This is a genomic window from Klebsiella sp. R390, from assembly GCF_051131745.1.
Lineage (GTDB): Bacteria > Pseudomonadota > Gammaproteobacteria > Enterobacterales > Enterobacteriaceae > Klebsiella.
Genome location: NZ_CP180445.1, coordinates 4,334,181 through 4,360,145, shown reverse-complemented (window position 1 = coordinate 4,360,145; position 25,965 = coordinate 4,334,181). Strand labels below are relative to the sequence as shown.

Annotated in this window: 21 protein-coding genes and 1 pseudogene; 7 read left to right on the top strand and 15 right to left on the bottom strand. The window is 53.9% G+C overall.

Annotated features, from left to right (window positions below; all coding sequences use genetic code 11):
- Positions 1-200: 200 nt before the first annotated feature.
- The gene (locus ACMYSP_RS20460; RefSeq protein WP_434583870.1) at positions 201-788 is read right to left on the bottom strand and encodes a Yip1 family protein; all 588 of its coding nucleotides are present in this window, start codon (positions 786-788) and stop codon (positions 201-203) included.
- 229 nt (positions 789-1,017) lie between these two features.
- On the opposite strand from ACMYSP_RS20460, the gene ACMYSP_RS20455 reads away from it, so the two are divergent.
- A complete protein-coding gene (locus ACMYSP_RS20455) occupies positions 1,018-1,587 on the top strand; it encodes a DedA family protein (RefSeq protein WP_123755134.1) in 570 nt (189 codons plus the stop codon).
- Between the two features lie 66 nt (positions 1,588-1,653).
- Here the strand turns inward: ACMYSP_RS20455 and mdtQ are convergent, their stop codons facing one another.
- Complete coding sequence (gene mdtQ, locus ACMYSP_RS20450) at positions 1,654-3,102, bottom strand: multidrug resistance outer membrane protein MdtQ (RefSeq protein ID WP_434583869.1); 1,449 nt, start codon at positions 3,100-3,102, stop codon at positions 1,654-1,656.
- Between the two features lie 123 nt (positions 3,103-3,225).
- Here mdtQ and ACMYSP_RS20445 point away from each other — a divergent pair, with 123 nt between their 5' ends.
- Positions 3,226-3,960 carry a class I SAM-dependent methyltransferase gene (locus tag ACMYSP_RS20445; protein ID WP_434583868.1) on the top strand — a complete coding sequence of 245 codons (735 nt, stop codon included), beginning with the start codon at positions 3,226-3,228 and terminating at the stop codon, positions 3,958-3,960.
- A gap of 45 nt (positions 3,961-4,005) precedes the next feature.
- Here the strand turns inward: ACMYSP_RS20445 and ACMYSP_RS20440 are convergent, their stop codons facing one another.
- The 5 genes and pseudogenes from ACMYSP_RS20440 to dusC all read right to left on the bottom strand — a co-directional run bounded on the left by ACMYSP_RS20440 (position 4,006) and on the right by dusC (position 11,208).
- On the bottom strand, positions 4,006-5,400 hold the full coding sequence (locus ACMYSP_RS20440; protein ID WP_434583866.1) for a glycoside hydrolase family 1 protein: 1,395 nt from the start codon (positions 5,398-5,400) through the stop codon (positions 4,006-4,008).
- Positions 5,401-5,415: 15 nt separating this feature from the next.
- Positions 5,416-7,387, bottom strand: a pseudogene (gene bglF, locus ACMYSP_RS20435) (PTS beta-glucoside transporter subunit IIABC).
- A gap of 157 nt (positions 7,388-7,544) precedes the next feature.
- Positions 7,545-8,378, bottom strand: a complete 834-nt coding sequence (bglG, locus tag ACMYSP_RS20430; protein ID WP_123755139.1) for a transcriptional antiterminator BglG — start codon at positions 8,376-8,378, stop codon at positions 7,545-7,547.
- Between the two features lie 176 nt (positions 8,379-8,554).
- On the bottom strand, positions 8,555-9,919 hold the full coding sequence (locus ACMYSP_RS20425; protein ID WP_434583864.1) for a carbohydrate porin: 1,365 nt from the start codon (positions 9,917-9,919) through the stop codon (positions 8,555-8,557).
- Between the two features lie 356 nt (positions 9,920-10,275).
- Positions 10,276-11,208 (bottom strand): tRNA dihydrouridine(16) synthase DusC, encoded by a 933-nt coding sequence (dusC, locus tag ACMYSP_RS20420; protein ID WP_434583862.1) that lies wholly within the window; start codon positions 11,206-11,208, stop codon positions 10,276-10,278.
- A gap of 304 nt (positions 11,209-11,512) precedes the next feature.
- On the opposite strand from dusC, the gene ACMYSP_RS20415 reads away from it, so the two are divergent.
- The 4 genes from ACMYSP_RS20415 (at position 11,513) to sanA (ending at position 14,455) form a co-directional block, all read left to right on the top strand.
- Positions 11,513-11,920, top strand: coding sequence for a CidA/LrgA family protein (locus tag ACMYSP_RS20415; RefSeq protein WP_123755142.1), 408 nt, complete (start codon positions 11,513-11,515; stop codon positions 11,918-11,920).
- On the top strand, positions 11,910-12,605 hold the full coding sequence (locus tag ACMYSP_RS20410) for a CidB/LrgB family autolysis modulator (RefSeq protein ID WP_434583861.1): 696 nt from the start codon (positions 11,910-11,912) through the stop codon (positions 12,603-12,605). The genes ACMYSP_RS20415 and ACMYSP_RS20410 overlap by 11 nt, the downstream gene beginning before the upstream one ends.
- 126 nt (positions 12,606-12,731) lie before the next feature.
- Positions 12,732-13,616: a cytidine deaminase gene (gene cdd / locus ACMYSP_RS20405; RefSeq protein WP_434583859.1), complete on the top strand. Its 885-nt coding sequence runs from the start codon at positions 12,732-12,734 to the stop codon at positions 13,614-13,616.
- A 125-nt stretch (positions 13,617-13,741) separates the two neighbouring features.
- A complete protein-coding gene (gene sanA, locus ACMYSP_RS20400) occupies positions 13,742-14,455 on the top strand; it encodes an outer membrane permeability protein SanA (protein WP_123755145.1) in 714 nt (237 codons plus the stop codon).
- Between the two features lie 12 nt (positions 14,456-14,467).
- On the opposite strand, the gene ACMYSP_RS20395 is transcribed toward sanA, so the two are convergent.
- The 7 genes from ACMYSP_RS20395 to folE form a co-directional block, all read right to left on the bottom strand.
- Complete coding sequence (locus ACMYSP_RS20395; RefSeq protein WP_434583858.1) at positions 14,468-15,835, bottom strand: GGDEF domain-containing protein; 1,368 nt, start codon at positions 15,833-15,835, stop codon at positions 14,468-14,470.
- Positions 15,836-16,077: 242 nt separating this feature from the next.
- The gene (gene mglC / locus ACMYSP_RS20390) at positions 16,078-17,088 is read right to left on the bottom strand and encodes a galactose/methyl galactoside ABC transporter permease MglC (protein WP_434583857.1); all 1,011 of its coding nucleotides are present in this window, start codon (positions 17,086-17,088) and stop codon (positions 16,078-16,080) included.
- 15 nt (positions 17,089-17,103) lie between these two features.
- Complete coding sequence (mglA, locus tag ACMYSP_RS20385) at positions 17,104-18,624, bottom strand: galactose/methyl galactoside ABC transporter ATP-binding protein MglA (protein ID WP_123755148.1); 1,521 nt, start codon at positions 18,622-18,624, stop codon at positions 17,104-17,106.
- Between the two features lie 178 nt (positions 18,625-18,802).
- Entirely contained in the window at positions 18,803-19,801 is a 999-nt protein-coding gene (mglB, locus tag ACMYSP_RS20380; protein WP_434583856.1) for a galactose/glucose ABC transporter substrate-binding protein MglB, read from the bottom strand.
- Between the two features lie 294 nt (positions 19,802-20,095).
- Positions 20,096-21,118, bottom strand: coding sequence for an HTH-type transcriptional regulator GalS (galS, locus tag ACMYSP_RS20375; RefSeq protein WP_123755150.1), 1,023 nt, complete (start codon positions 21,116-21,118; stop codon positions 20,096-20,098).
- Between the two features lie 155 nt (positions 21,119-21,273).
- Positions 21,274-22,431: a DUF418 domain-containing protein YeiB gene (yeiB, locus tag ACMYSP_RS20370; protein ID WP_434583855.1), complete on the bottom strand. Its 1,158-nt coding sequence runs from the start codon at positions 22,429-22,431 to the stop codon at positions 21,274-21,276.
- 16 nt (positions 22,432-22,447) lie between these two features.
- Positions 22,448-23,116: a GTP cyclohydrolase I FolE gene (folE, locus tag ACMYSP_RS20365; protein ID WP_434583854.1), complete on the bottom strand. Its 669-nt coding sequence runs from the start codon at positions 23,114-23,116 to the stop codon at positions 22,448-22,450.
- A gap of 368 nt (positions 23,117-23,484) precedes the next feature.
- On the opposite strand from folE, the gene fghA reads away from it, so the two are divergent.
- The gene (gene fghA / locus ACMYSP_RS20360) at positions 23,485-24,321 is read left to right on the top strand and encodes an S-formylglutathione hydrolase (RefSeq protein ID WP_434583853.1); all 837 of its coding nucleotides are present in this window, start codon (positions 23,485-23,487) and stop codon (positions 24,319-24,321) included.
- A 61-nt stretch (positions 24,322-24,382) separates the two neighbouring features.
- On the opposite strand, the gene ACMYSP_RS20355 is transcribed toward fghA, so the two are convergent.
- A complete protein-coding gene (locus ACMYSP_RS20355; RefSeq protein ID WP_434583852.1) occupies positions 24,383-25,906 on the bottom strand; it encodes an EAL domain-containing protein in 1,524 nt (507 codons plus the stop codon).
- Positions 25,907-25,965 lie beyond the last annotated feature (59 nt).

Genomic DNA, 25,965 nt, shown 5'->3' with positions numbered 1-25,965 from the left:
GCTGCGGCGCCGGGATGTGGGCGACGCTGGCAGGACCTATCATACCGTGCTCTGGCGGGATCTGACTAATAAGAATCGTGAGCAAATGCTGCATTGCCGACATAAAAATCCATTTATGTCGGCAATGCATACCCAAAATAATTCGAGTTGCTTGTCGGCGGCAAACCGTTCATGCCAACCGATTCGGTGGTTACCGAGGATTAGAAGAGTCGGTAACCGTACCCCCAGAGGATCACGGTGATCGCCAGCAGTACCTCCAGCACCAGCACCCCGATCGCCAGCGTCGAGCTGGCAAAGCTCAGCCCCTCTTCTTTGTTGATGTTCAGGAAGGTCGGAATACCGAGATACAGCAGGTAACCGGTGTAAAACAGCGCGACCGTGCCCACCAGCGCACACAGCCAGACCAGTGGATAGAGCGCCACCAGCCCGCTCATGAACAGCGGCGTCGCCACGTAGCCGGCAAACACCATACAGCGTTTAAGCGACGGGCGTTGGGGATAGCTTCTTGCCATCCACCAGATAATACGCCCCATCACCGCCACCCCGGCCAGCATCACGGCGTAGAACACCACCGCCAGCGCCAGTCCTGTCCACATCGACAGTTTTACCACGTTGCCGTCGCCAAAGTTCCAGCCAAGTTGCGTCGTGCCAATAAACGCGCAAATCACCGGAACCGCAGCCATCACCAGCACATGGTGCGTATAGTGGTGCGAAATGGTCTCATTTTCGCTTTTGATGACGCTCATTTCCTGATTCGGATGAGCGAACAATCCCCAGACATGGTTCATAGCATCCCCCTTGTCACGGCTTCGTACAGCACTAATCCAAGTATAATTCACTCTGAGAGATTAGTTTGTGTACAGCTATAAAAATGCACCCGGCACCTATTCCAATCGCAGGGTGTATGATTAACAGATTGATGAACATGATCTTCCCGGCTTTACGCTGCCTGAGCGACCGGAAGCGGTTGGGCGCCATCCAGCCTGAAGCCAAAGCAACCATGGAGTTTTTCTGCGTATGGATATCAATAACCTGATCTCCCAGTATGGCTACGCTGCGCTGATCGTTGGCAGTCTGGCAGAAGGTGAAACCATCACCCTGCTGGGCGGCGTAGTGGCGCATCAGGGGTTGTTAAAATTTCCACTGGTGGTTATTTCGGTCGCGCTGGGCGGGATGATTGGCGATCAACTGCTGTACCTGCTGGGCAGACGATTTGGCGGTCGCCTGCTGCGGCGTTTTTCACGCCACCAGGCGCGGATCCACAAAGCACAGCGCATGATCCAGCGCCGTCCTTATCTGTTCGTGATTGGCACCCGTTTTATGTACGGTTTCCGGGTGATTGGCCCGTTATTGATCGGCGCCAGCCGCCTGCCGCCCAAAGTGTTTTTGCCACTCAATATTCTCGGCGCACTGGTCTGGGCCCTGCTGTTCACCACCCTGGGTTATCTGGGGGGCGAAGCGATTGGACCGTGGCTGCATCATCTTGATGGCCATCTGAAGCACGGGATTTGGTTGATTCTGGTGGTAGTCCTGGTGGCGGGTGCTCACTGGTGGTTCCGCCGCCGGGAAGCGAAAAAGAAGCCCTAGCGGGTAACCCGTAAACAGCGACCAGGGTCTCCCCCGGCCGCGTCAGCTGTAATGTTAGCTGTGGTGTTAGCTGGATTTTTGTGGGGTCTGGTGATAGCCGCCGCCCAACGCGGAGGTCAACTGAATGCTGGCATCCAACCACTGGCCGTGCAGGCGCAGCGCCGTAATTCGCTCCTGCAAAGCGGGGAGTCTGGCTAAGCTGACTCGCGACCCCGCCAGGATCCCGGCTTCCATACGCGCCTGCGCCAGGTTCACCGTACGCTGAGCGTCTTTTTCAACCTGCTGCTGCTGCTGGTTCTTCTCCATCAGAGTCTCAACCTGGCTGGCAGTCTTCGCCACCTGATTGACCGCGTCCACCACCGCTTTGTTGTACTTCGCCACCGACAAATTATTCTGCGCGCTGGCAATGTCGAGGTTGGCGTTGAGCCTGCCGCTATCAAAGATAGGTAGCGTCAGCCCGGCGGAAAGCCCCATCTGCTGCGCAGAGTGGCGGAACAGATCGCTTAAATGCAGCGCATCCTGTTGCAGGAAAGCCATCAGGTTGATGTCCGGATAGAACGCCGCTTTGGCGGCATCTACTTCGCTCAGAGAGGCTTCGATATACCAGTGCGCTTCCTGCAGATCCGGACGCCGCGCCAGCAGTTCATAGCCCAGCTCCGTCGGCATTTGTGCGCTGACTTCCGGGAGGTTAACCACTTTCAGATTCAGCGACTGGCTTTGGCTGTTGGTCAAGGCCATCAGTCGCGCTTCGATCTCTTTCATACTGCCCGCAACATCGGTCAGCTGCTGATCGGTTTTGCTGACATTAATATCGTTTTCAGCCCCTTCGGCGGAGTTGGTGATCCCGCGCTGGAACAGCGCCTGGTCGACGGTAACGATATTGTTTTGTTCGCTTTTGACCTGCTGCAGCACGCTCTTCACCGCTGCTTCGGTCTGCCACTGCCAGTAAAGTCGCGCCACGCTGCTGGCCAGCAGCTCGCGGGTTTGCGCTTCTTCGGCGATTTGCGCTTTGACCTCTCCAATGCGCGCTTTCACCAGCGCGCGGTTTTTACCCCACAGATCGAGATCCCAGCCTGCGGTCAGGCCAAAAGTCCCGTTGGTGTACCAGGGGCCGGTATTCCCGTCGGTGTCGGTGGCAAACGGCCCCATCAGCCCTTCGGCCGACATTTTCTGCCGTTCAACGTTGGCAGAAAAATCCATCTCTGGCCCAAGATTGGCTTGCGACATGCGCGCCTGCGCTTCCGCCAGCTTGATCCGCTGCTCGGCAATCTGCATATCCGGGGCGTTCGCCAGCGCACGCTGGATAAGGCTGTTCAACTGCGGGTCGTGGTAGTCCTGCCACCAGTTACTTTGCGGCCAGCCATTTTTAACGGCGGCGGGGAGATCCATGGACACATGAGAGGCAGGTGTCTGCTGCTGCGGCGGATTGCCAATATCATGGGACGGCGCGCAGCCAGCCAGAGCGATGACCAGGGGAATCCCGGCCAACACGCTTTTTCTCAACGTTAGATTCATTAGACAGGTCAGATTACGAAAAAAGGTTGGTTATAATAAGTTAATTGAAATCGGCCCGTTTAGTAAAGCGTGTGACTAAAAACATGGGTAATTAAAAATACACAAATAATTCATGGAGTGATTATGAGTCAGAATATTTATGATGATCCTGATTTTTTTGCAGGATATGCCACTCTCGACCGCTCGATAAAAGGGCTCGACGGCGCGCCGGAATGGCCTGCCATTCAGCAGATGTTGCCTCCTTTAACGGGCCTGCGGGTGGTAGATCTTGGCTGTGGCTACGGCTGGTTTTGCCGCTGGGCGCGTGAACAAGGCGCCACCCAGGTTACCGGGATTGATATCTCCAGCCGGATGCTCGACCGCGCTCGCGACATGAGCACAGGTGGCGACATCGATTATCGTTGTGAAGATCTGCAAACCCTCACCCTGCCCGCCGGCAGTTGCGAACTGGTCTACAGTTCACTGGCGCTGCACTATCTTCCTGACGTCGCCCCACTGTTCGCCACGATTTATCAGGCCCTGACGCCGGGCGGTACGCTGCTGTTTTCCGCTGAACACCCGATCTACACCGCCCCGCTACGTCAGGGCTGGCAGGTGGATGACCTCGGTCAAAAAAACTGGCCGGTCAGCCACTATCAGCAGGAAGGGGAGCGCATCAGCAACTGGTTTGCCGACGGCGTGAAGAAACAGCATCGTAAGCTGGCCAGCTGGATAAACCTGCTGGTCGCCGCCGGTTTTGTCATTGAACATCTTGATGAATGGGGACCGACCGCGGAGCAAATCGCCGCCCAGCCGGAACTGGACGAAGAGCAGGAGCGACCAATGCTCTTCCTGCTGCGCGCCAGTAAACCAGCATAAACGCCCGGCGGCCCGGCAGATCCGGGCCGCAACGGAGCGCGAGGGTTAGTCTTTTAAGCTGGCGCCGTTACTGCCAATCACCTCTTTGTACCAGTAGAAGCTGTCCTTTTTACTGCGCGCCAGGGTGCCGTTCCCCTGGTCATCGCGATCGACGTAGATAAAGCCGTAACGCTTGGACATCTCTGCTTTCGAGGCGCTGACCAGGTCGATAGGTCCCCAACTGGTAAAGCCCAGCAGCTCCACGCCGTCGTCAATCGCTTCCCGCGCCTGCACCAGATGGTCGTTGAGGTAACTGATGCGGTAGTCGTCATGAATTGAACCGTCCGCCTCAACCTTGTCTTTCGCACCGAGGCCATTCTCAACAATAAACAGCGGCTTCTGATAGCGATCCCACAGCACGTTCAGCAGCGTCCGCAGGCCCAGCGGGTCAATCTGCCAGCCCCATTCTGAGCTGGCCAGGTGCGGGTTCGGTACCATGCTGAGAATATTGCCGCGCGCTTTCTGGTTCAGCTCTTCGTCGGCGGTGACGCAGCCGGTCATGTAGTAGCTAAAGGAGATGAAATCCACGGTGGATTTCAGGGCCTCACGGTCGGCATCGGTGATGGTAATCGTCATCCCCTGGTCGCGGAAATAGCGCAGCATATAGCCCGGATAGCTTCCGCGGCACTGCACATCACCGAAGAACTGCCAGCTGCGGTTTTGTTGCATGGTTTCAAACACATCTTCCGGCTTACAGCTTAACGGGTACATTAAGCCACCCAGCAGCATATTGCCGATTTTGCCCTCGGGGACTATCTCATGGCAGGCTTTGACCGCCAGCGCACTCGCCACCAACTGATGGTGAATAGCCTGATAGACCGCTTCCTTGCTGCTGCCCTCTGGCAGGCCGACGCCGGTCATCGGCGCATGGAGCGACATATTGATTTCGTTAAAGGTCAGCCACAGTTTGACCTGGTCTTTATAACGGGCAAATACCGTGCGGGCGTAACGTTCGAAGAAACCAATCACCTCGCGGCTACCCCAACCGCCGTAGTTTTTCACCAGCGCCCACGGCATTTCATAGTGCGATAAGGTGACCAGCGGAGTGATATTGTGCTGCGCCATTTCGGCAAACAGCCGGTCGTAAAACGCCAGCCCGGCTTCATTAGGTTCGGCATTGTCACCATCGGGGAAAATGCGCGTCCAGGCAATCGATACCCGCAGGCAGTTGAATCCCATTTCGGCGAACAGGCTGATATCTTCCGGATAGCGGTGGTAGAAATCGATCGCAATATCCTTGATCCCGCTGTCGCCCGGCACGCGCTCAACAACGTCGCCAAAGACACCGTGTGGCTGGACGTCCGAGGTGGATAATCCTTTGCCGTCTTCCAGATAGGCGCCTTCGACCTGATTGGCGGCGGTCGCGCCGCCCCATAAGAAGGTCTGTGGAAATGTCTTCATCTTTCTCTCCTGTGATTAAGGGATGACGGACAACAGCGGCTGACCGGCATCGACCACGCTGGTGGAGACGATCTCAACGCTACGATAATCGTCGCTGTTGCTGATAATAATGGGGGTCGCCAGGTCATAACCGGCGTCCAGAATAGCCTGGCGGTCGAATTCGAGCAGCAGATCGCCGGCCTTCACCCGATCGCCTTCTTTGACGTGGGCAGTAAACGGTGCGCCATCGAGCTTCACGGTATCGATACCAACGTGGATCAACAGCTCAATGCCGCTATCGCTGAGCAGGCCAATCGCATGTTTGGTCTGGAAAAGCGACGCGACCTCCCCGGAGAACGGCGCTATCACTTTGCCGACGGCGGGAATAATCGCCACGCCTTGCCCCAGCAGGCCGCTGGCGAAGGTGCTATCGGGAACCTGTTCCAGTGCCAAAGCGGTGCCGGACATCGGCGCGAGAATTGCGTTTTCCGCCACCGGACCGATCGGCACGCCAGCAGGCTCCGTGCGGCTTCCCGGCAGGCCCGCGACAAAGGTCAGCACGCAGGAGATAACCAGCGCGGCGACAATACCGGCCACGCCGCCCCAGACGGTAGCGTCGATGCCCTGCGGCGGGATCATCTGCGCGAGGGTGAAAATATTGGCGAAACCAAAGGAGTAAACGTGGCTGTCGCTCAGGCCGACAATCGCCCCGCCGATGGCACCGGCCACGCAGCCAAAGATAAACGGACGGCGCAGCGGCAGGTTCAGGCCATAAATCGCGGGTTCGGTAATCCCAAAGATCCCGGCGGATACCGCGGATCCCGCCAGCACTTTTTGCCGGGCGTCACGGGTGCGCAGGAAGATCCCCAGCGCCGCGCCAACCTGCCCCATCACCGCCGGCAGCAGCATCGGCAGCATCGAGTCCTGGCCCAGTACCGTCAGGTTGTTAATCATCAGCGGTATCAGCCCCCAGTGCAGCCCGAAAATCACGCAGACCTGCCACAACGCGCCCATTGCGGCGCCCGCCAGCCACGGTGCCACGGTGTAGATAATCTGGTAGCCGTGGGCCAGCAGCTGGCTTAACCAGGTGGCCACCGGGCCGATAACCAGGAAGGTCAGCGGCACCACCACCACCAGGCAAATCAGCGGCGTAAAGAAGTTTTTCATCGCTGACGGCAGCAGCGCATTGCCTTTACGTTCCAGCCAGCAGCTCACCCACGAGGCGAGGATAATCGGGATCACCGAGGAACTGTAGTTGATAAAGGTCACCGGGATGCCGAGAAAATAGCTCGCTTCCGCGCCGGGCAGCTGAGCGCCTTCAAAGGCCTGGATCATCAGCGGATGGGTAAGCGCGCCGCCGATCACCATGGTAATAAACGGATTGCCGCCGAATTTTTTACCGGCGGTGTAGCCGAGAAACAGCGGGAAGAAAAAGAACAGCGCGTCGCTGGCGGCAAACCAGATTTTGTAAGTTGCCTGCTGGGGCACCAGCCAGCCGCAAACCACCGCCAGCGCCAGCAACCCTTTGAGGATCCCTGATGCCGCCAGTACGCCGATAAACGGCGTGAAGATGGCGGAAACCACGTCAATCACCTGGCCCAGTACCGAGGTTTTCTCTCCAGTATCTGCCACCGGCTCGCTGTCGTCGGTAAGGCCCGCTTCGTTGCGTACCGCCTGCCAGACATCGTGGACATGGTTACCAATCACCACCTGAAACTGGCCGCCGCTTTCCACCACCATAATCACGCCAGGGTTAGTTTTCAGCCCTTCCGCGTCGGCCTTTTTGTTCTCTTTGAGTTTAAAGCGCAGTCGTGTGGCACAGTGAACCAGACTCACAATATTCTCTTTGCCGCCAACCCGGCTCAGAATATCCTGCGCGAGTGCTTTATATTCCATGCTGTTTTCCTTTCTTCCGCTGCCTGCCGGCAACAGTGACTGAGTATAAAAATAAAAAAAACCCGAGAACCACGCCGGGAAAGGCGTCGCGCTCAGGTTTTGCCTGCGTTATGCAGTAACAATCCAGTTTTATCCCCTTCATCCTTCAGGTTGCCAGGGTGTTGGCGGCACTCGTGCATCCCAGTCACTTACCTGGGTAAGCTCCTGGGAATTTGCGGCTTTGCCACCTACCAGCCACTCGAATTATTTGGGGTATCGGTAGAAGGGGATCAACGCCCTTCTTTTCTCACTCGCTCAATATGGATGGCGAGAAACATAATTTCTTCCGTCGTCAGCGACCGCTGGTAGCTTTTCTGCAGATGACGGGCCACGGTTTCCGCACATTTCCACGCTTTGGCATAGTTTTCTTTTACCGCGCTGTGCAGCGTGACGTCATCATCTTCCACCACCGTGCGCGTCAGCATGCGCTGGGCGAAAAATTTCAGGTGGGTGACAAAGCGCTGGTAGCTCAGCGACTCCTGGTCATAATTCAGCTGGAGCTGATATTTCACCAGCTGCAGGATCTCCTGCATCACCCGCGTCACGTGCATTACTTCCGGCATTTCGCTGTTGAGCTGCGCGGTGACCAGGTGCAGCGCAATAAAGCCCGCTTCATCTTCCGCCAGCTCCACCCCGAGCCGCCGGGCGATAATGGCGCGGGCCTCCTGCCCAAGCTCAAACTCTTTCGGGTAAAGCCGCTTAATTTCCCACAGCAGCACGTTGCGCAGCGCCACCCCTTTTTTTTGCCGCTCGATGGCAAAATGGCAGTGGTCGGTCAACGTGATGTACAGGCTTTCCTGCAGTTTCCCCAACCGCCCGCGCGCCAGTTCAATAATCCGGTCGCAGGTGGTCATGACTTCTAACGGTATCTGACTGAGTAATTCGCCTAAGCGTCCTACCAGCTCATCACTGTGCAGCGCGAAGACTTTTTCAATTTTACTTTCATCCAGAGTGTCACCGACGCGCTTTTGAAAGGCCAACCCTCGCCCCATCACTACCTGCTCGCGTCGCTGCTCGTCCAGAATAACCACCACATTATTATTAAGAACTTTGGCGATTTGCATATGAACCCCAAAAACAAAAAAACCTGACCCCCGACAAATGCCAGAAATCAGGTTTTGCCTGCCGCAGCAGTAGCAATCCAACTTCCGCACTGTAACAACTTCTTTGTTTGTCTCAACTAACGAAACAAAAAAACGTGATACAGATCGCGACTAAATGCCCGTCGCCCGGCCGGCTGTCAGAAAGTCACCACCGTTTTCCACTCGATGACCCAGGCATCCTGGGTCTGGGCTACGCCACCCGGACGATGCCAGTACTGCAGGCCAGGCTGAAGTTCGAGCCATGAAAGCGGACGCAGACGATAGTACAGTTCGGCATTCACCGAATGACCGGCCACCGGCTGGTAGCTGGCATCGTAGTAATCCGTGGCGCCGCTGACCTCGTTCATGTATTGCTGGTTGCGGGCGTAGTGGCTGCTCATATCAATGTAGGTGACGCCGAAGCCTAGCCAGTCCTGCGGACGAGCATCAAACAACCCGCGATAGCGCATGGAAGCGGCGGCGGTGGTATGAATATAGTTGCTGCGCTGGTCACCGACCCCGGCGCTGAGCGAGACGCTCATCCCGCGGTTGGGATCGTCGGCATGGCGGGTTATCTGCTGGTTCATCCCGGTATAGAGGAACCAGGTACGGTTATGCTGGGCGTATCCTTCAGGATCGCTGGCCCCTGGGCCGCCGGACTTCCCGGTATAGAGATCGCTTTGCGGCGCGTTGGTGAACAACACCCCGAGGTTATAGGCGCCGGAAAGCCCGTTGATCACCGGACGCGCTTCAATCTCGACCGGCAGCAGAATGCCTTTACTGCCTTTGGTTGACCAGCTCCACGCATGGCTGCGCGAAGAGGCTTCCGGGTTTTGCTCCATAATGCCGCCTTTCAGCGTCAATTCCGGCGTCAGTTTATATTCCAGCATCGTCCCCCAGGTATGGACGTTCCAGTTGTTCCACGTCATTGAGTTTGCCGACTTGCCGCCACACTGCATCAGCGTCTGGAAATCACAGGGGATTATCTGATCGAAGGTCTGGACTTTGTTCATCATACCAATACGCCAGGTCAGACGGCGGTCATCAAAACTACGGGCAAAGGTCAGCCAGCCAAGGCGGGTAATCGACTGTCCACCCCAGCTCTCCTGGGTCAGATCGTTAAAACTGACGCGCGGATCCTGTAGTCGTTTGGTCGTCAGATCGTCATTATGATTGCGGTTAACAATATTGCCTTCGATACGCGCATCGGGGATCCCGGTCCAGCGCTCCAGATCCTGGGTAAAGGTCAATGCCACCTGGTCGATATAGGCCAGATGTTTATCATGGTTATATCCGCCGCCGGCGTTATAGCCCATTTCATTCAGGTAGCCGAGGTTATAATTAAAACCGTTATCTTCCAGTATTGGACGAATTCCCAACATATCGCCGAGTAAACCGGTCTGTGGTTTTTCAAAACCTAATACCGTGCCGTTCCATTTTTCTGTTTCTGCTGCCAGCGCCCCGGGCGCCCACAGTGAAAATGTCATCACCAACAGCAGAGGATTTATTTTATTGTTGTGCATAACGATATCCATTGTGACTGAGTAAAGGTAATAGCGGTCCGCAGGCAATAAATTCGCCCGTTATTCATGTTCTTTTTTTATTTTTTGCAAAAGGTGTCCGTCAGTCATAAAACTGCATGATTGAAGAACCCAGAGTAAAACTAACCCATTGTTTTATATAATCATTAAATTCTCTCAAGAATAAAAAGCAAAAAAAAACCTAAGCACTCCCGCCACGCATGGCGTTAGTGCTTAGGTTTTGCCTGTTATCAGTAGCAACCCTGAATATTAGAACTACACAATATCACTCTGTTGCGGAAATGCCCATCAACAGAAAGTCCTTAAGTAATAAAATGTGAGCAGATTAACAATCCAACCTAATAACGGGCAATTGTCGTAGCGATTTCCCCAGAGCTCTTGAGAGTGCGAATTTCATTAAACAGCACCAGCGCTTCGCTATATTCTTTGCGTAAATAACTGAGCCACTGTTTGATGCGCGCCACGTGATACAGCCCGGTATCACCCTGCTTTTCCAACTGGGTATATTTTTGTAGCAGCGTCACCACCTGCGGCCACGGCATCCGCGGCTCGTTATATTTGATGACCCGGCTTAAATTCGGCACGTTCAGCGCCCCGCGGCCAATCATCACCGAATCACAACCGGTCACCGCCAGGCAGTCCTGAGCGCTTTGCCAGTCCCAGATTTCGCCGTTCGCGACAACCGGGATGGTCAGGCGCTGGCGGATCTCGCCAATAGCCGCCCAGTTTATCCGTTCGGCTTTATAGGCATCTTCTTTGGTACGCCCGTGCACGACAAGCTCCGTCGCACCGGCCTGCTGTACCGCATCGGCAATTTCAAACTGCCGGGCGCCGCTGTCCCAGCCGAGACGAATTTTCACCGTCACCGGCAGGGCGTCCGGCACCGCTTCGCGCATCGCCTTTGCGCCGCGATAAATCAGTTCCGGGTCTTTGAGCAGCGTCGCCCCGCCGCCGCTGCCGTTCACCAGCTTTGACGGGCAGCCGCAGTTAAGATCGACACCCCAGGATCCCAGCTCCACCGCCCGCGCGGCATTTTCTGCCAGCCACTGCGGATACTGCCCAAGCAACTGAACACGCACCCGAGTGCCGGACGGCGTGCGGCTATGATGGTGTAGCTCCGGGCACAACCTGTAAAACGATTTTACCGGCAGCAGCTGATCCACCACGCGCAAAAACTCGGTGATGCACAGATCGTAATCATTCACTTCGGTCAGCAGCTCGCGCACCAGCGAATCGAGCACGCCTTCCATCGGCGCCAGTAAAACACGCATTATTGTTACCCGGGGGAAAAAAGAGGCGCTATGGTAGCGTCTCTGTTCGTCGGTTGAAAGCAATCAATGTGTGAAGCGCTACGCCACCCGGGAAGCGAGGCGGTTGCGGGACTACACACCCTCAATAACGGTGTTATGCTACCACTGGCACCGCGCCGTTTTCACGCTGATGTCATCGCCATGTTTCTATCTCATGGAAGGTTCCATTGCGCTATCCAAGGTATGCGTATAATTCATGATGTGATCGGTAGCACATTTCAAGGTTTAATTGTATGATGAATTCGGTTCATCAAGGGTTATTACCATGAGTAAATCGCTGAATATTATCTGGCAGTACCTACGGGCTTTTGTCCTGATTTATGCCTGTTTATACGCCGGGATTTTTATTGCTTCCCTGCTACCTATTACCATTCCAGGCAGCATTATCGGGATGCTGATTTTGTTTGTGCTGCTGGCGCTGCAAATTATGCCGCCCAAATGGGTCAACCCTGGCTGTAACGTGTTGATTCGCTATATGGCACTGCTGTTTGTGCCCATCGGCGTCGGTGTCATGCAGTACTGGGATTTACTGCGCGCACAGCTTGGCCCGGTCGCCGTTTCTTGTACCATCAGTACCTTAGTGGTTTTCCTGGTGGTGAGCTGGAGTTCTCACCTGGTCCACGGCGAGCGTAAAGTGGTCGGTCAAAAAGAGGAAGTCAAAGATGATGCATGAAATCTGGTGGTCATTGCCGCTGACGCTGATCGTTTTTTTCCTCGCCCGCAAACTGGCCGCACGCTTTAAATTCCCGCTGCTGAACCCCCTGCTGGTGGCGATGGTGGTGATTATCCCCTTTCTGCTGATCAGCGGTATCTCCTACGATCGCTATTTTCAGGGCAGCAAAATTCTTAACGACCTGTTGCAGCCTGCAGTCGTCGCGCTGGCCTTTCCTTTATATGAGCAACTGCACCAGATCCGCGCCCGCTGGAAATCCATTATAACCATCTGCTTTATCGGCAGCGTCGTCGCCATGGTGACGGGGACAACCGTCGCCCTGCTGATGGGGGCCACGCCACAAATCGCCGCCTCCATTATGCCTAAATCGGTCACCACGCCGATTGCTATGGCGGTCAGCGGCAGTATCGGCGGTATTCCAGCCATCAGCGCAGTGTGCGTGATTTTCGTCGGTATTCTCGGGGCGGTCTTTGGTCATACGCTGCTGAACCTGATGCGTATCCGTACCAAAGCCTCGCGCGGTCTGTCGATGGGCACCGCCTCACATGCCCTCGGCACCGCCCGTTGCGCAGAGCTGGACTACCAGGAAGGGGCATTCAGCTCGCTGGCGCTGGTGCTGTGTGGAATTATTACTTCCCTGGTCGCTCCCTTCTTGTTCCCGGTCATTCTGGCAGTAGTTGGATAATGTGATATAAGTCACATTTATCCATGCAACAACAAGAAGTTGCACAAACAATGAGATATTAGTCACATATAAGCGCGATTGACGCCCGTACACTAGATTCCCATTACATTGTTAAGAGGCTATGCCATGCACCCACGTTTTCAAGCTGCGCTTCCCCTTCTGGCGGCAGACCTGCAAGCGGCCATCGCCCCGATGCTGAGCGACCCGCATTTTCCGGCTTTGCTGGATGCCGGCCAGGTCGCTACGCTGCGAAATGCGACAGGTCTGGATGAAGACGCGCTGGCTTTCGCGCTGCTGCCGCTTGCGGCGGCCTGCGCCCGTGCCGACCTCTCCCGTTTTAACGTTGGCGCTATCGCCCGCGGTATCAGCGGCACCTGGTACTTTGGCGGCAATATGGAATTTCTCGGCGCCACCATGCAGCAAACCGTCCATGCAGAACAGAGCGCCATCAGCCACGCCTGGCTGCGCGGTGAAAAATCCCTGCAGGCTATTACCGTTAACTACACCCCTTGCGGACACTGCCGTCAGTTTATGAATGAGCTGAACAGCAGCCAGCAGCTGCGAATTCATCTGCCTGGCCGCGAAGCACATTCGCTACAACACTATCTGCCAGATGCCTTCGGTCCGAAGGATCTGGAGATCAAAACGCTGCTGATGGATGAACAGGATCACGGTTACCCATTGGCGGGCGACGAGCTGGCGCAGGCGGCGATTCAGGCGGCTAACGCCTGCCATATGCCTTACAGCAACTCCCCATCTGGGGTGGCGCTGGAGCTGAAAGACAGGACCATTTTTTCCGGTCGCTATGCTGAAAACGCCGCCTTTAACCCAACGCTGCCGCCACTGCAGGGCGCACTGAACCTGTTGAGTCTGAACGGATACGACTATCCAGACATTCAGCGCGCGGTGCTGGCCGAAAAAGCCGACGCGGCATTGATTCAGTGGGATGCCACCGTCGCGACGCTGAAAGCGTTAGGCTGTCACAACATTGACCGGGTGCTGCTCGGTTAAATCGCTCGTTATGCGGGCTTTTTAGCCCGCTTTGCTGAAAAACCCCGCAATTAAACGATGGTTTCTTGCGCTTGCCCGATGGGTACAGTAGCCTGATGTTTCCCTTATCCACATGAGCCCGGTGAATGTTAAAGCGTGTGTTATACAGCCTGTTAGTCCTGTTCGGCCTGCTGCTGTTGACCGTGCTGGGTCTTGACCGTTGGATGAGCTGGAAAACCGCCCCCTATATTTATGACGAGCTGCAGGATCTGCCCTACCGCCAGGTTGGGGTGGTGCTCGGCACCGCGAAATATTACCGCACCGGGGTTATCAACCAATATTATCGCTACCGCATTCAGGGCGCGCTCAACGCCTATAACAGCGGCAAGGTCAACTATCTGCTGCTGAGCGGCGACAATGCGCTACAAAGCTACAACGAGCCGATGACCATGCGCCGTGATTTGATTAAAGGCGGCGTGGACCCGGCGGACATCGTGCTCGATTACGCCGGATTCCGCACCCTCGACTCGATTGTGCGCACCCGAAAAGTATTCGATACCAACGACTTTATTATCATCACCCAGCGCTTCCACTGCGAGCGGGCGCTGTTTATCGCCCTGCATATGGGGATTCAGGCCCAGTGCTATGCCGTACCTTCGCCGAAAGATATGTGGAGCGTGCGCTTGCGTGAGTTTGGCGCCCGGTTTGGCGCGCTGGCGGATCTCTATATTTTCAAACGTGAACCGCGCTTTTTAGGGCCGCTGATCCCGATCCCCACTCTGCAGGAGGTGCCTGAGGGCGCGCAGTCCTACCCGGCCGTCACCCCAGAGCAGCTGCTGGAGCTGCAAAAGTCAAAGTAACGCCCCGCGGGTTTACTCGCTAAATTCAACCGCCTGGTTACGGCCAAGATGCTTGGCCTCGTACAGCGCTTTATCCGCCTCATCAACCATTTTTTGATAATCGGGATGGCCGCGATAATAGCTGACGCCAAAAGAAGCGCTTAGTTCTACCTTCTCCCCTTCCGGCGTCACAAACGGCGAGGCCTCAATGGTCTGACGGATTTTTTCAACCAGGCTCAACGTCTGGTCACGCCTGACTTCAAGATAGACGATCATAAATTCTTCCCCGCCGTAGCGGAAAACGTAGTCGCTGGCACGGGTATTGTCGGCGAGGATGCCGGCGATATGGCGCAGGACATCATCCCCGGTGGAGTGTCCCCAGGTATCGTTGATCTTCTTGAAGTGATCGACATCGAGCATCACCACCGACAGGGTGTGCTCATTATCCATCGCCAGTTTGACTTCGTACTTCAGCACCGTCGACAGATAGCGGCGATTAAGCAGATTGGTCAGAACATCTTTGCCGCTTTCCAGACGGTTGGCCTCTTCAAATAGCGAAGTGAACAGGTTGTTGATCGCCATCGTTTTCGAGCGAATATCGCTGAGCAGTGACTGGATTGAGTCCAGTTCATTACCAGCGACCTCTCCGCCTTTGATCAGCATATTATCAATCGCATCAATCAGCAGGTTAATTTGTTCTATTTCCGGCTGTTTGCCGAAATGCTGACTGCATTTATGCCGAAACCATAAACCAAATTCGGAGTCGCTGAGTAAATACGAGTGGATATTCGCCGTCCGTGATACCAGGGCGTAGATCAGCGCATTTTCCCAGTTAAATAACGAGGCCTGCTGCTTACCTTTTTCCAGTTCAAGGTTGGCGATTAAATTATGCAGGCGATATGACTCTTCATTTTTAGCTTCGCTGAACTGATAGTTTTCATAGGCATAGGTCATCAGTTCACTGGCAATTTGAATCGATACCGAAACATATTGCTGCATCAGCGTATTGAGGTGGCTGTCGAGGGACAGCGACTGAATATACTGCAGCATGGAACGGGTGATGATGCGCATCCCTTTCAGCACCAGGCTTGCCGGGATCCCCACCCGCGAGTGGATATTGCCGATGGTAAACTGCTGGCCGGCGAACGCCAGCAGCGCGTCGCCTTTTAAGGTCAGGGCGTTAATAATCCAGGTCCGCATCGAGTGGCGCAAACGTGTCTGGACCAGCTCCGAGGAGAGGAACTTCTCCGCGTAGGGGTCTTCAAGCATAATGCTATAAAATTGCTCCGCGAGTTCCGCGGCTTTTTCATCGGCAATGCTCTGTAATTTAACAAAAACGGATTCAGAAATCTGTGCTGATAATTCAATCCACTCAGTTACAATTTGTTCACTATATCTCATAAACCACTCAATGCTTCTATCAATGTGCATTTCATTAAATTGAGAATCACTTCTTTATTAATGAAGAGATTAGTACCTTTGTGATAAAGATAATAACCAGACTATCTTCCGCCAAAACTGAGGAAAAGAGAATTTTTTCCCCGGGTTTATTTATCTAATTTTGGACTTTAGTTCAGCAGCGCTTACAAGTGAAACAAAAAAAAAGCCCGCGCGGTTGGCGCGGGCTGATTCGGTGCAGAATATTATTTCTTACGCGCGTATTTCAGGGAATCCAGCGCGACGGCGAAGATAATAATCGCCCCTTTAATAATATACTGCCAGTAAGGGTTAACGCCGATATAGGTCAGGCCGTAGTTGATTACCGTAAAGATGATAACCCCGGTCACCACCCCAAACACGGTACCCACACCGCCGCTGAACGATACGCCGCCGACCACACAGGCCGCGATGGCATCCAGTTCGTACATAAAGCCCAGGTTGTTAGTTGCCGAGCCGATACGCCCCGCTTCCAGCAGACCACCGAAGGCATAGAACACGCCAGACAGCGCATAAATCACCAGCAGGTTCAGCGCCACGTTCACGCCAGAGACTTTGGCTGCTTCCGGGTTGCCGCCGATAGCAAAGATGTTTTTACCAAAGCGCGTTTTATTCCACAGGATCCAGACGAAGAACACCGCAATCAACGCATAGAAAGTGATGTACGACAGGCGGAAGGTCCCCAGTGCTACAAACCCCTGGGCAAACTGCGAGAAGTGACTGTCAAAGCCGGAAATCGGCGAGGCGCCCACAAAATCGTAGTACAGGGAGTTAATACCATAAACGATGATCATCGTGCCGAGGGTGGTAATAAACGGCGTCACGTTCAGGTAAGCAATGATAATACCGTTAATCAGGCCGATAACCGCGCCAATCGCGCAGACCAGCAGGATCACCAGCGGAATCGGCATGGTGGCCATATCTGGGAACACCTTGTTGGTATTATCGACGGCCTGCAGCATGGTGGCCGCGATAACCGCCGCCAGGCCTACCTGACGTCCGGCAGACAGGTCGGTCCCCTGGGTGACAATCAACCCCGCCACGCCGAGCGCGATAATAATACGCACCGAGGACTGGGTCAGGATGTTACTCAGGTTCAACAGACTTAAAAACGTAGGGTCCTGGATAATAATAATGGCCAGCAAAACCAAAAGAACAACGTAAATCCCACCGTCTTTCAGATAAGTGAGAAAGCTTTTTTTATTTAACGCGCTCATGAGAAGCCCCTGCTCTTAAAGATGCAACGACGCAAGACGTAAAATCTCGTTTTGCGTAGTAGTTTTTGTCTCAACAATGCCGGCGACAAGACCATTGCTCATCACCAGAATACGGTCGGTAATACCCAGCAGCTCCGGCATCTCGGAGGAAATAATGATGATCCCTTTCTCTTTCTTCGCCAGCTCAGCAATCAGCTGGTAAATCTCGAATTTCGCGCCAACATCGATCCCGCGCGTGGGTTCATCAAGCATTAAAATTTCCGGCTGAGTTAATAGCCAGCGTCCAATAATGACCTTTTGCTGGTTACCGCCGGACAATGAACCTATTTGCGTATGCTGGCCGGGGGTTTTCACCCGCATTGAATCAATAACCCACTGGGTATCGCTTTTCATGCGCGAATTATCCAGCAAGCCAACCCTGTTCTTATATTTTTTAATATTGGAGATCAGTGAGTTAAAACCGATATCCAGGTATGCATAAATCCCGGTGGAGCGCCGCTCTTCGGTGACCAACGCAAAGCCATGGTTAATCGCTTCATTAGCGCTATGGTTGTTAATTTTCTTACCGTGCAGCGTAATGGTACCGCCTGATTTCTCGCGGATACCAAAGATGGTCTCCACAATATCGGTACGCTTGGCCCCGACCAGCCCGGCAATCCCCAGAATTTCGCCTTTGTGCAGGTCGAAAGAGATGTCGCGAATCGATGGCTGGCGCAGAGAGGTCAGATTGCGGACTTCAAGGATCACCTCACCCGGTTTGTTTTCACGGTCCGGGAAGCGCTGGTTGAGGGAACGTCCCACCATCATGGCAATGATCTTGTCCATATCCAGACCTTCCAGAGGCTGGGTGGCAATCCACTGACCGTCGCGTAGTACGGTAATCTCATCGCACAGCTGGAAAATTTCTTCCATCTTATGAGAGATATAGACAATGCCGCAGCCGCGTTCTTTCAGCTTACGGATGATCTTAAACAGGTGATTGACCTCTTTCTCCGTCAGCGACGACGTCGGCTCATCCATGATGACGATTTTCGCGTCATAGGAAAATGCCTTAGCGATTTCAATCATCTGCATCTGCGATACCGACAGCGTACCGACGCGCGCGCGCGGGTCGATATCGATATCCAGTTCATCAAAGATCCCTTTGGTATCGCGATACATTTTATCCTGATCGACAAACACGCCTTTGGTGGGATAACGCCCCAGCCACATGTTGTCCATCACCGTACGTTGCAATACCAAGTTTAATTCCTGATGCACCATTGAAATACCGTTTTCCAGGGCTTCTTTCGCCGAATGGAAATCGATCTCTTTACCCTGAAAAAGAATACTGCCGGAATCTTTTTGATAGATCCCAAAAAGGCATTTTAATAATGTTGATTTGCCCGCGCCGTTCTCTCCCATTAATGCATGAATAGAATGAGGACGGACTTTCAGATTGACATTATCGAGCGCCTTGACGCCAGGAAACGATTTGTTGATGTTACTCATTTCCAACAAAAATTCGCCTGACCGTTCGCTATTATTGCTGACCATAGTTATACCTGGCTGCGTTCATGCACACCCCAACCGACGAATGAACGCCGAAGTCAGGATCTGGTTCTGTATCAGGAATAATCGGGCGGGGAATACCCGGAGTCTGTTGTTTGCAGCAATATTAACTATCCTGCAACCTAAATACTCCGGATAACAATCCGCGCCCGTAACTCAATAATTATTTACCGATAAACTGGCTCAGATTGTCTTTATCTACGCCAACGTAAGGAACGCGGACGATTTTATTCTCAATCTTCCAGTTAGTACCTGCTGCTGGTTCTTTACCATCTGCCAGATTTTTCGCCAGATCGAAGGTCGCTTTAGCCTGGTTGTTGGCATCGTTCAGCACGGTACCGGCCATTGCACCGGATTTAACCAGCGCCAGCGCTTCAGGCAGGGCATCGACGCCAAATACCGGAATGCTGCTCTTGTTGTGTGCTTTCAGCGCTTCAACAGCACCCATCGCCATGGCATCGTTGTTGGCAATAACCACTTCAATTTTGTTGGCGTTCGGGCCAGACAACCACGCATCCATCTTGTCTTTCGCCTGGGCGGTATCCCACATTGCCGTGTCTAACGCCAACTGCTGGGTTTTGAAACCTTTGTCGTTCAGCTCTTTAATCACGTAGGTGGTACGTGCTTCAGCATCCGGATGGCCTGGCTCGCCTTTCAGCAGCACAAACTGAATCTGACCATCTTTATTGAGATCCCAGTTCGGGTTTGCTTTCCAGTGTTTAGCAATCAGATCACCCTGGATCACGCCGGACTCTTTCGAATCGGTCCCGACGTAATAGGCTTTATCGTAGCTATCCAGCGCTTTGCGGGACGGCTCTTTGTTAAAGAACACCACCGGCACGTTCTGACCACGTGCTTTATCGATAACGGTCCCCGCAGCCGCCGGGTCCACCAGGTTGATGGCCAGCGCTTTCACCCCTTTCGCCAGCAGGACGTCAATCTGATCGTTCTGTTTTGACTGGTCGTTCTGCGAGTCATTCATCAGCAGCTGCACATCCGGCGCTGATTTGCCGTCTTTTTCGATAGCCTTGCGCACCACCGACATAAAGTTGTCGTCATATTTATAAATGGTTACGCCGATGCGGGTATCAGCTGCGTGCGCCGCGGCGCCAAATAACATGCTCGCCATAACAGCAGACAGGGTTAACACCTTCTTATTCATGGAATCTCCGGTTTTTTTTATGCAGGGTCGTTGGTGTGAAAATAGCGGGCGGGCATCTGTTACATAAAAGTTACCGCACAACCATGTTCACGACTGTAATTCTGTCTTCCATGTAGGGTAACGCTCCAGAAATACGACTTTATTACGCGTTTAACGCCTTATTCCTACGGTAAAAGTGATTATTCACCGTGATAGAGTGGTTCAAACTAGTAAACGCGGCCATCATAATCAGTTGAATGTTAATATACTGTGAATTTACTCACAGATTGAAAGCGGTTACATAATGCCGCGTCATCAGTTAGTGATCGGCCCCGCACTTTGCCGTTGCAGCACGGAATGACGACGCACCAACGTTGGCATAAAGCAGTGACGCGCCTCATGATCCAGCTTGCCGGCCGCCCCCAGCAACGCCAGTTCCGTCGCCAGTTTTGCCATCGACATCACCGGATACCGCACCGTGGTCAGCTGCGGGTCGGTGTAACGCGAAATCGGGATATCATCGAAGCCAATGAGTGACAGATGCTGCGGGACCGCAATGCCGTTATCTTTCAGCGTCGTCAGCGCCCCGGCGGCCATGCTGTCGTTATAAGCAAAGACGGCCGTCAGGCCTAAATTACGCCCCAGCAGTTCAACCATTGCCGCTTCCCCGCCCTGCATATCCGGCGTTCCCGAGCCAACCCAACTGTCTGGCGCAATAATGTTTTGCTCCTGCAGCGCCTTAAACCACCCTTCACGACGCATATCGTCATCTTCAATGCCGTGGTTTGAAGAGAGGTAGCCGATGCGTTGATGGCCATGATTCAGCAGCATCCGCGTGGCCATCAGCGCCCCGCTGACGTTATCCAGACCCACGCAACGATGGGCATAGCCGGGCACAATGCGGTTGATCAGCACCATTCCCGGAATATGCTCCATAAAGTCGCCCAGTTCGGCGTCGCTCAGGGCTTTAGAGTGAACAATCAATGCGGAACAACGCTGGCGGATCAGGACTTCAATGGCATGACGCTCTTTTTCCGCCTCATGATAGCTATTGCCGATCAGCACATATTTTTGATGCTGCTGCGCGACGGTATCCACCGCTTTGACCAGAGCGCCGAAGAAGGCATCTGAAACATCCATCACCACCACGCCGATGGTATCGCTGACCTGCGTCGCCAGCGCCTGGGCGTTGGCGTTTGGCCGGTAGCCCAGCTGCGTTACCGCTTTCATTACATTTTCCCGTGTATCCGGGCTCACCAGCGCGCTGTTGTTCAGCACACGTGAGACGGTCGCCACGGAAACACCCGCCTGACGGGCGACATCACGAATGGTGATCATGCTCACCGACCTTAAGAAAATTGTAAGACGCCACACCCACCTCCTGTGTTCAGCAAGGTGGCTATTCTGGCAGCGAGCTGCGGCCCGCTACGTGAGTGATGTCACAAGCCTGGAAACGGTTACATCCGTTTTGTTAATGATTGTGATCGAGATCGTTATCTGGATGTGTTTTTTGATGAGGTGCCTGACGCACGAAGCGTTAGCTGTCGCCACAACCATTCCACCGGCCCCTGGCGGAAATAGCGCAGCCACATTAGCGAGAAGGTTAAATTGATAGCCCACACCGGCAGCACGAAGGCTAACAAGTGCAAGCGATCAAACTGCATAAACAAACCAAAACGGTAGAAGATGGTGGTGCAGATCAGCGTCTGCAGCAGATAGTTGGTTAACGCCATGCGTCCGACGCAGGCTATCGCCCCCACCAGCCTGAACTGGCACAACCACGGCCAGAAGCCCCACGCCAACGCAGCATAGCCAATGGTTTGTAACGGGGCGCCCAGCTCACGCGGTGCCTGTAACAGGAACGCACACCAGCGCGGATCCCAGTCGAGGTGCCACTGGGCAACAATAGCAGGAAGGTTTACCGCCATGCCGGCAACAATCAACAATGCGCCCGTGCGTCGGTAATGGCTGAGGCTAAACTGCCCTTTTAACCAGCCGCTGCGCATCAATGCCGCGCCCATCAGCATCATCCCTGCCAACTGCCAGCCATATTGCGCCCCCAGCGCCAGCAGGTTATCGGAAAGCATATCGGCACGATTGCTCACCGCTTCCAGCCCGCCGTTGAGCTTCCAGTATTGCTCATACTGTAAATTCGCCGCATCAGGAACCCATGAGCGGTTTGGCGAGCCGCCGGAAATCAGCCCCAACAGCACCAGCACCGCAACGCCAATCAGGTACAGTACGACGCCGGTATTAAACAGCGATTTAAGGTGATGAGCATCGCGCACCATCCGCCAGGTCACCAGCCCGACTAAGGCATAGGCCAGCAGGATATCGCCATCCCAGAAAAACAGGCCGTGGATAAAGCCCAGCAGCGCCAGCAGCGTCAGACGTGACTGGATCCAACGTTTGCCGCGCGGTAGCAGCATCTGTAGTCCAGCGCCAAACAGCAGAGCAAACAGCGTCAGGAATTTGACCTGCGCAAACATATCGAGGATCGCCCAGGTCCAGGCATCGCTTGAGGTGATATTACCGGCCCACGCCGGATTGAGATAAGCCGCCTTCGGCAGGCCGAAGGCGTTGATATTCAGGAGCAGGATACCGAGGATAGCCACGCCGCGCACAAAATCCAGCGTGACATTTCTCTCCATGTAACCTGCCCTTTGATTAGTTGTGATGGCGAACGGCGCGCAGGAACTCCTGGCGAGTGTTCTGGCTTGATTTAAACAGACCGCCCAACGACGTCGTGGTGGTGGCGCTGGTTGCATCACGGATGCCACGAGCTTTGACACAGTAATGCACCGCATCAATCGATACCGCCACGTTGCTGGTGCCCAACAGGGTCTGCAGCGCGGTTAAAATCTGCTGGGTCAGGCGTTCCTGAACCTGCGGACGCTGCGAGAAGAACTGCACGATGCGGTTAATTTTCGACAGACCAATCACCGAGTCTTTCGGAATATAGGCCACCGTCGCTTTACCATCGATAGTGACAAAGTGGTGTTCACAGGTGCTGGTCAGCGTAATATCACGCACGGTGACCATTTCATCCACCTGCATTTTATTTTCGATAACGGTGATTTTTGGGAACCTGGCATAATCCAACCCGGAAAAAATCTCGTCGACGTACATTTTGGCAATGCGTCGTGGGGTTTCCACCAGGCTGTCATCGGTCAGATCAAGATTCAGCAGTTGCATAATCTCGGTCATGTGTCCGGCTATCAGGCGCTTGCGCGTTTCATTATCAATTTCTTGTACTGGCGGACGCAACGGCGTCTCCAGCCCACGAGCGACCAGCGCTTCATGAACGAGTATGGCTTCTTTACTCAGTGCTGACATTTAGGTTCTCCTGCAGGTGTCGCGCTCTTTGCTCTATCAGGGCAAAGTTTGCATTCATTGTGCGTGAGGTGACGCACATAATCCAGTAGCCGAAACGATAATTGTTGAAATTTGCGTTAGCTATTAATAGCTCGCCGCGAGTCTCATACCTCGCTTATCCATATCCTCTGCCGCCCCGTCACACTATCTCGTGCACCAGCATGGTATTGCACCATTTTGAGGCCGCCGACCAGCACCGACATGTTGGCTAAAAGTTGCATTAATGATGCAATATCTTCCTGAAAGGAGAAAGTGAAAGTTGCTCACGGGCACATGAAATATCTGTATTATGACCTGTCACGCGTACTTATCTTCCTGAGGAGCCCGGCATGGAATTGCTTGAAGAGCACCGCTGTTACGAAGGCCGGCAGCAACGCTGGCGGCACGACTCCAGCACCCTGAACGGTTCAATGACCTTCAGCATCTTTTTACCTCCAGTGCAGACAGAAACCGCGCCGCCGGTGCTGTACTGGCTGTCAGGGTTGACCTGTAATGATGAAAACTTCACGACCAAGGCCGGCGCGCAGCGAATTGCCGCCGAGTTGGGTATTGTCCTGGTCATGCCGGATACCAGCCCGCGCGGCGATAACGTCGCTGACGATAGCGGCTGGGATCTCGGCAAAGGCGCCGGCTTTTACCTTAACGCGACCGAGGCTCCATGGTCTGAACATTACCGCATGTATGACTACGTGCGCGACGAACTGCCCGCGCTGATTCGCTCGCAGTTTAACGTTGGCGAGCGCTGTGCCATCAGCGGCCATTCCATGGGCGGCCACGGCGCGCTGATTATGGCGCTAAAAAACCCGGGCCGTTTTGTCAGCGTCTCCGCCTTCGCGCCCATCGTGAACCCGACGCAGGTTCCGTGGGGACAAAAAGCCTTCACCGCATACCTGGGGGCCGATACTACGGCATGGCAGGCGTGGGACAGTTGCGCACTGCTACAGGCAAGCCAGGCCGCCGACGCCATCCCGACCTTGATTGATCAGGGGGATGGCGACAGCTTCCTGGCGGTACAGCTTCAGCCGGCGGTGCTGGCAGAGGTCGCGCGCCAAAAAGCCTGGCCGTTAACCCTGAGGATCCAGCCAGGTTACGATCACAGCTACTATTTTATCGCGTCGTTTATCGAAGACCATTTACGCTTCCACGCCCGCTATCTGCTGGGCTGACGTAGCGCTTGTGCGCCTCACGGCGCACAAGCAGCGACGAAGAGCCTAATGGGATAGGCACTTATTCAAGAATCACCTTCTCTTTGTTCTTAGAAAGCAATATTTTAATAAAGTCGACGTAAGAAACCGGTTTAAAGAAATAGTACCCCTGCAATAAGGTAATATTTTTCCCGTTAAGATAATTGAGCTGTTCCTGCGTCTCAACGCCTTCCGCGACAATCCGTAAAGAGAGCTTGCGCGCCATTTCAAGCACGCAATCCAGCAGCTTCGTCGACTCTTCAAGGCCGTTAACCCGCCCGACAAAACTCTTATCAATTTTGATGTAGTCAATGTTCAAGTCATGCAGATACGACAACCCAGAGTATCCGGTGCCAAAATCATCCAGCGCAATAGAAAAACCGCGGGCGTGTAAGGTATTGAGATTGGCAATCAGTTGCTCATCCACATGCAACGGTTCGCGTTCGGTCACCTCAAGCACCAGCTTCAGATTTTGATTGAGAAAACCCTCCCGGTATTGCAGACAATCCGCCATAAACAGCGGCGAGCTGATATGCGAAGCGCTGAAATTGATCCCAATATGAAAGCCATCGGGCAGTTTCTCGCTCAGTTTGTTCATCTGAGAGACGACCTGAGCCATCAAGCTTTGGGTCAGGGGAATAATCAGCCCGGTTCTCTCCGCCAGCGGAATAAACGCCACCGGTGAAATAAAACCAATTTGCGGGTGCTTCCAACGGGCCAGTACCTCGACGCCATAGATCGCGCCGGTTCGCCCATTCACCACCGGCTGATAGAACGGGACGATTTCGCCGTTGGCAATCGCTTTACGCAGCGTATCTTCTGGGGTGGTGTACTTATTGGCATACTTCAGCAGCAGCCAGGCCAGCGCGCAGGAGACAAACAAAATAAAGACTAACAATCCCGCGCCTTGATAAATCATGCGTTTCGCGCTAAAAAACGGCGGCAGGTTATATTCGATACCAAAGGGAAATTCCGCCGACTGAAACAACCCGGTGGTTGCCGTGCTGAGACTGGCTTTTCGAACATCTCCGGCGTAACCAATCGCCTTGTCACCCACCACTAAAGAAAAAGCGGTATTTTGCTCATTACTGTTCAGGGCATCACGAATATGAACGTCGCTGATGCTGATAATAATTTTGACGTTATCGGATATCTGTTGATAGATCAGCACCGGACGGTTATTTACGGTGTTCATCGCCGCAATAAGCATCAACGGCGCCGGCGGCAAATCGTGAAGGCGAGAAATCAGCACCCGGTTACCCGGAAGCGAGGAACACCATACTTTATCGCTTTTCATGATTAATAACGTTCTGAGATGCGGCTTGAGTGCCGCCTCAGTGCCAAGCTGAAACTGCCCTTCAGGCGTACACCCTTTGAGGGCGACATCGCGCGCGGTCAAGGTCGCGTCTCGCGCTTCATCCAGAAAGGTATTGATCTTTACCGCTGTCAGAGAGGCCGCGTTGGCACTATTTATTCTGGCTAAATACCAGAGCTGCATATTTAAAATAAACACACCGACGCTGAAAAAAAGCACCGCAACCAGAGCCGGAAGTATGACGTTGCGCATTATTATTGTTCTCTATTAATAGTGATTCGAGTTGAGAAATAACGTCTGCATGAAATACC

Excerpts from the sequence above, each read along its gene's own strand:
- folE (WP_434583854.1), bottom strand. The coding sequence starts at position 23,116 with ATGTCAGCACTGAGTAAAGAAGCCATACTCGTTCATGAAGCGCTGGTC.
- cdd (WP_434583859.1), top strand. The coding sequence starts at position 12,732 with ATGCACCCACGTTTTCAAGCTGCGCTTCCCCTTCTGGCGGCAGACCTG.
- mglA (WP_123755148.1), bottom strand. The coding sequence starts at position 18,624 with ATGGTCAGCAATAATAGCGAACGGTCAGGCGAATTTTTGTTGGAAATG.
- mdtQ (WP_434583869.1), bottom strand. The coding sequence starts at position 3,102 with ATGAATCTAACGTTGAGAAAAAGCGTGTTGGCCGGGATTCCCCTGGTC.
- ACMYSP_RS20410 (WP_434583861.1), top strand. The coding sequence starts at position 11,910 with ATGATGCATGAAATCTGGTGGTCATTGCCGCTGACGCTGATCGTTTTT.
- ACMYSP_RS20425 (WP_434583864.1), bottom strand. The coding sequence starts at position 9,919 with ATGCACAACAATAAAATAAATCCTCTGCTGTTGGTGATGACATTTTCA.
- mglB (WP_434583856.1), bottom strand. The coding sequence starts at position 19,801 with ATGAATAAGAAGGTGTTAACCCTGTCTGCTGTTATGGCGAGCATGTTA.
- sanA (WP_123755145.1), top strand. The coding sequence starts at position 13,742 with ATGTTAAAGCGTGTGTTATACAGCCTGTTAGTCCTGTTCGGCCTGCTG.
- fghA (WP_434583853.1), top strand. The coding sequence starts at position 23,485 with ATGGAATTGCTTGAAGAGCACCGCTGTTACGAAGGCCGGCAGCAACGC.
- ACMYSP_RS20460 (WP_434583870.1), bottom strand. The coding sequence starts at position 788 with ATGAACCATGTCTGGGGATTGTTCGCTCATCCGAATCAGGAAATGAGC.
- ACMYSP_RS20440 (WP_434583866.1), bottom strand. The coding sequence starts at position 5,400 with ATGAAGACATTTCCACAGACCTTCTTATGGGGCGGCGCGACCGCCGCC.
- ACMYSP_RS20395 (WP_434583858.1), bottom strand. The coding sequence starts at position 15,835 with ATGAGATATAGTGAACAAATTGTAACTGAGTGGATTGAATTATCAGCA.
- mglC (WP_434583857.1), bottom strand. The coding sequence starts at position 17,088 with ATGAGCGCGTTAAATAAAAAAAGCTTTCTCACTTATCTGAAAGACGGT.
- galS (WP_123755150.1), bottom strand. The coding sequence starts at position 21,118 with ATGATCACCATTCGTGATGTCGCCCGTCAGGCGGGTGTTTCCGTGGCG.
- bglG (WP_123755139.1), bottom strand. The coding sequence starts at position 8,378 with ATGCAAATCGCCAAAGTTCTTAATAATAATGTGGTGGTTATTCTGGAC.
- yeiB (WP_434583855.1), bottom strand. The coding sequence starts at position 22,431 with ATGGAGAGAAATGTCACGCTGGATTTTGTGCGCGGCGTGGCTATCCTC.
- ACMYSP_RS20355 (WP_434583852.1), bottom strand. The coding sequence starts at position 25,906 with ATGCGCAACGTCATACTTCCGGCTCTGGTTGCGGTGCTTTTTTTCAGC.
- ACMYSP_RS20455 (WP_123755134.1), top strand. The coding sequence starts at position 1,018 with ATGGATATCAATAACCTGATCTCCCAGTATGGCTACGCTGCGCTGATC.
- ACMYSP_RS20445 (WP_434583868.1), top strand. The coding sequence starts at position 3,226 with ATGAGTCAGAATATTTATGATGATCCTGATTTTTTTGCAGGATATGCC.
- dusC (WP_434583862.1), bottom strand. The coding sequence starts at position 11,208 with ATGCGTGTTTTACTGGCGCCGATGGAAGGCGTGCTCGATTCGCTGGTG.
- ACMYSP_RS20415 (WP_123755142.1), top strand. The coding sequence starts at position 11,513 with ATGAGTAAATCGCTGAATATTATCTGGCAGTACCTACGGGCTTTTGTC.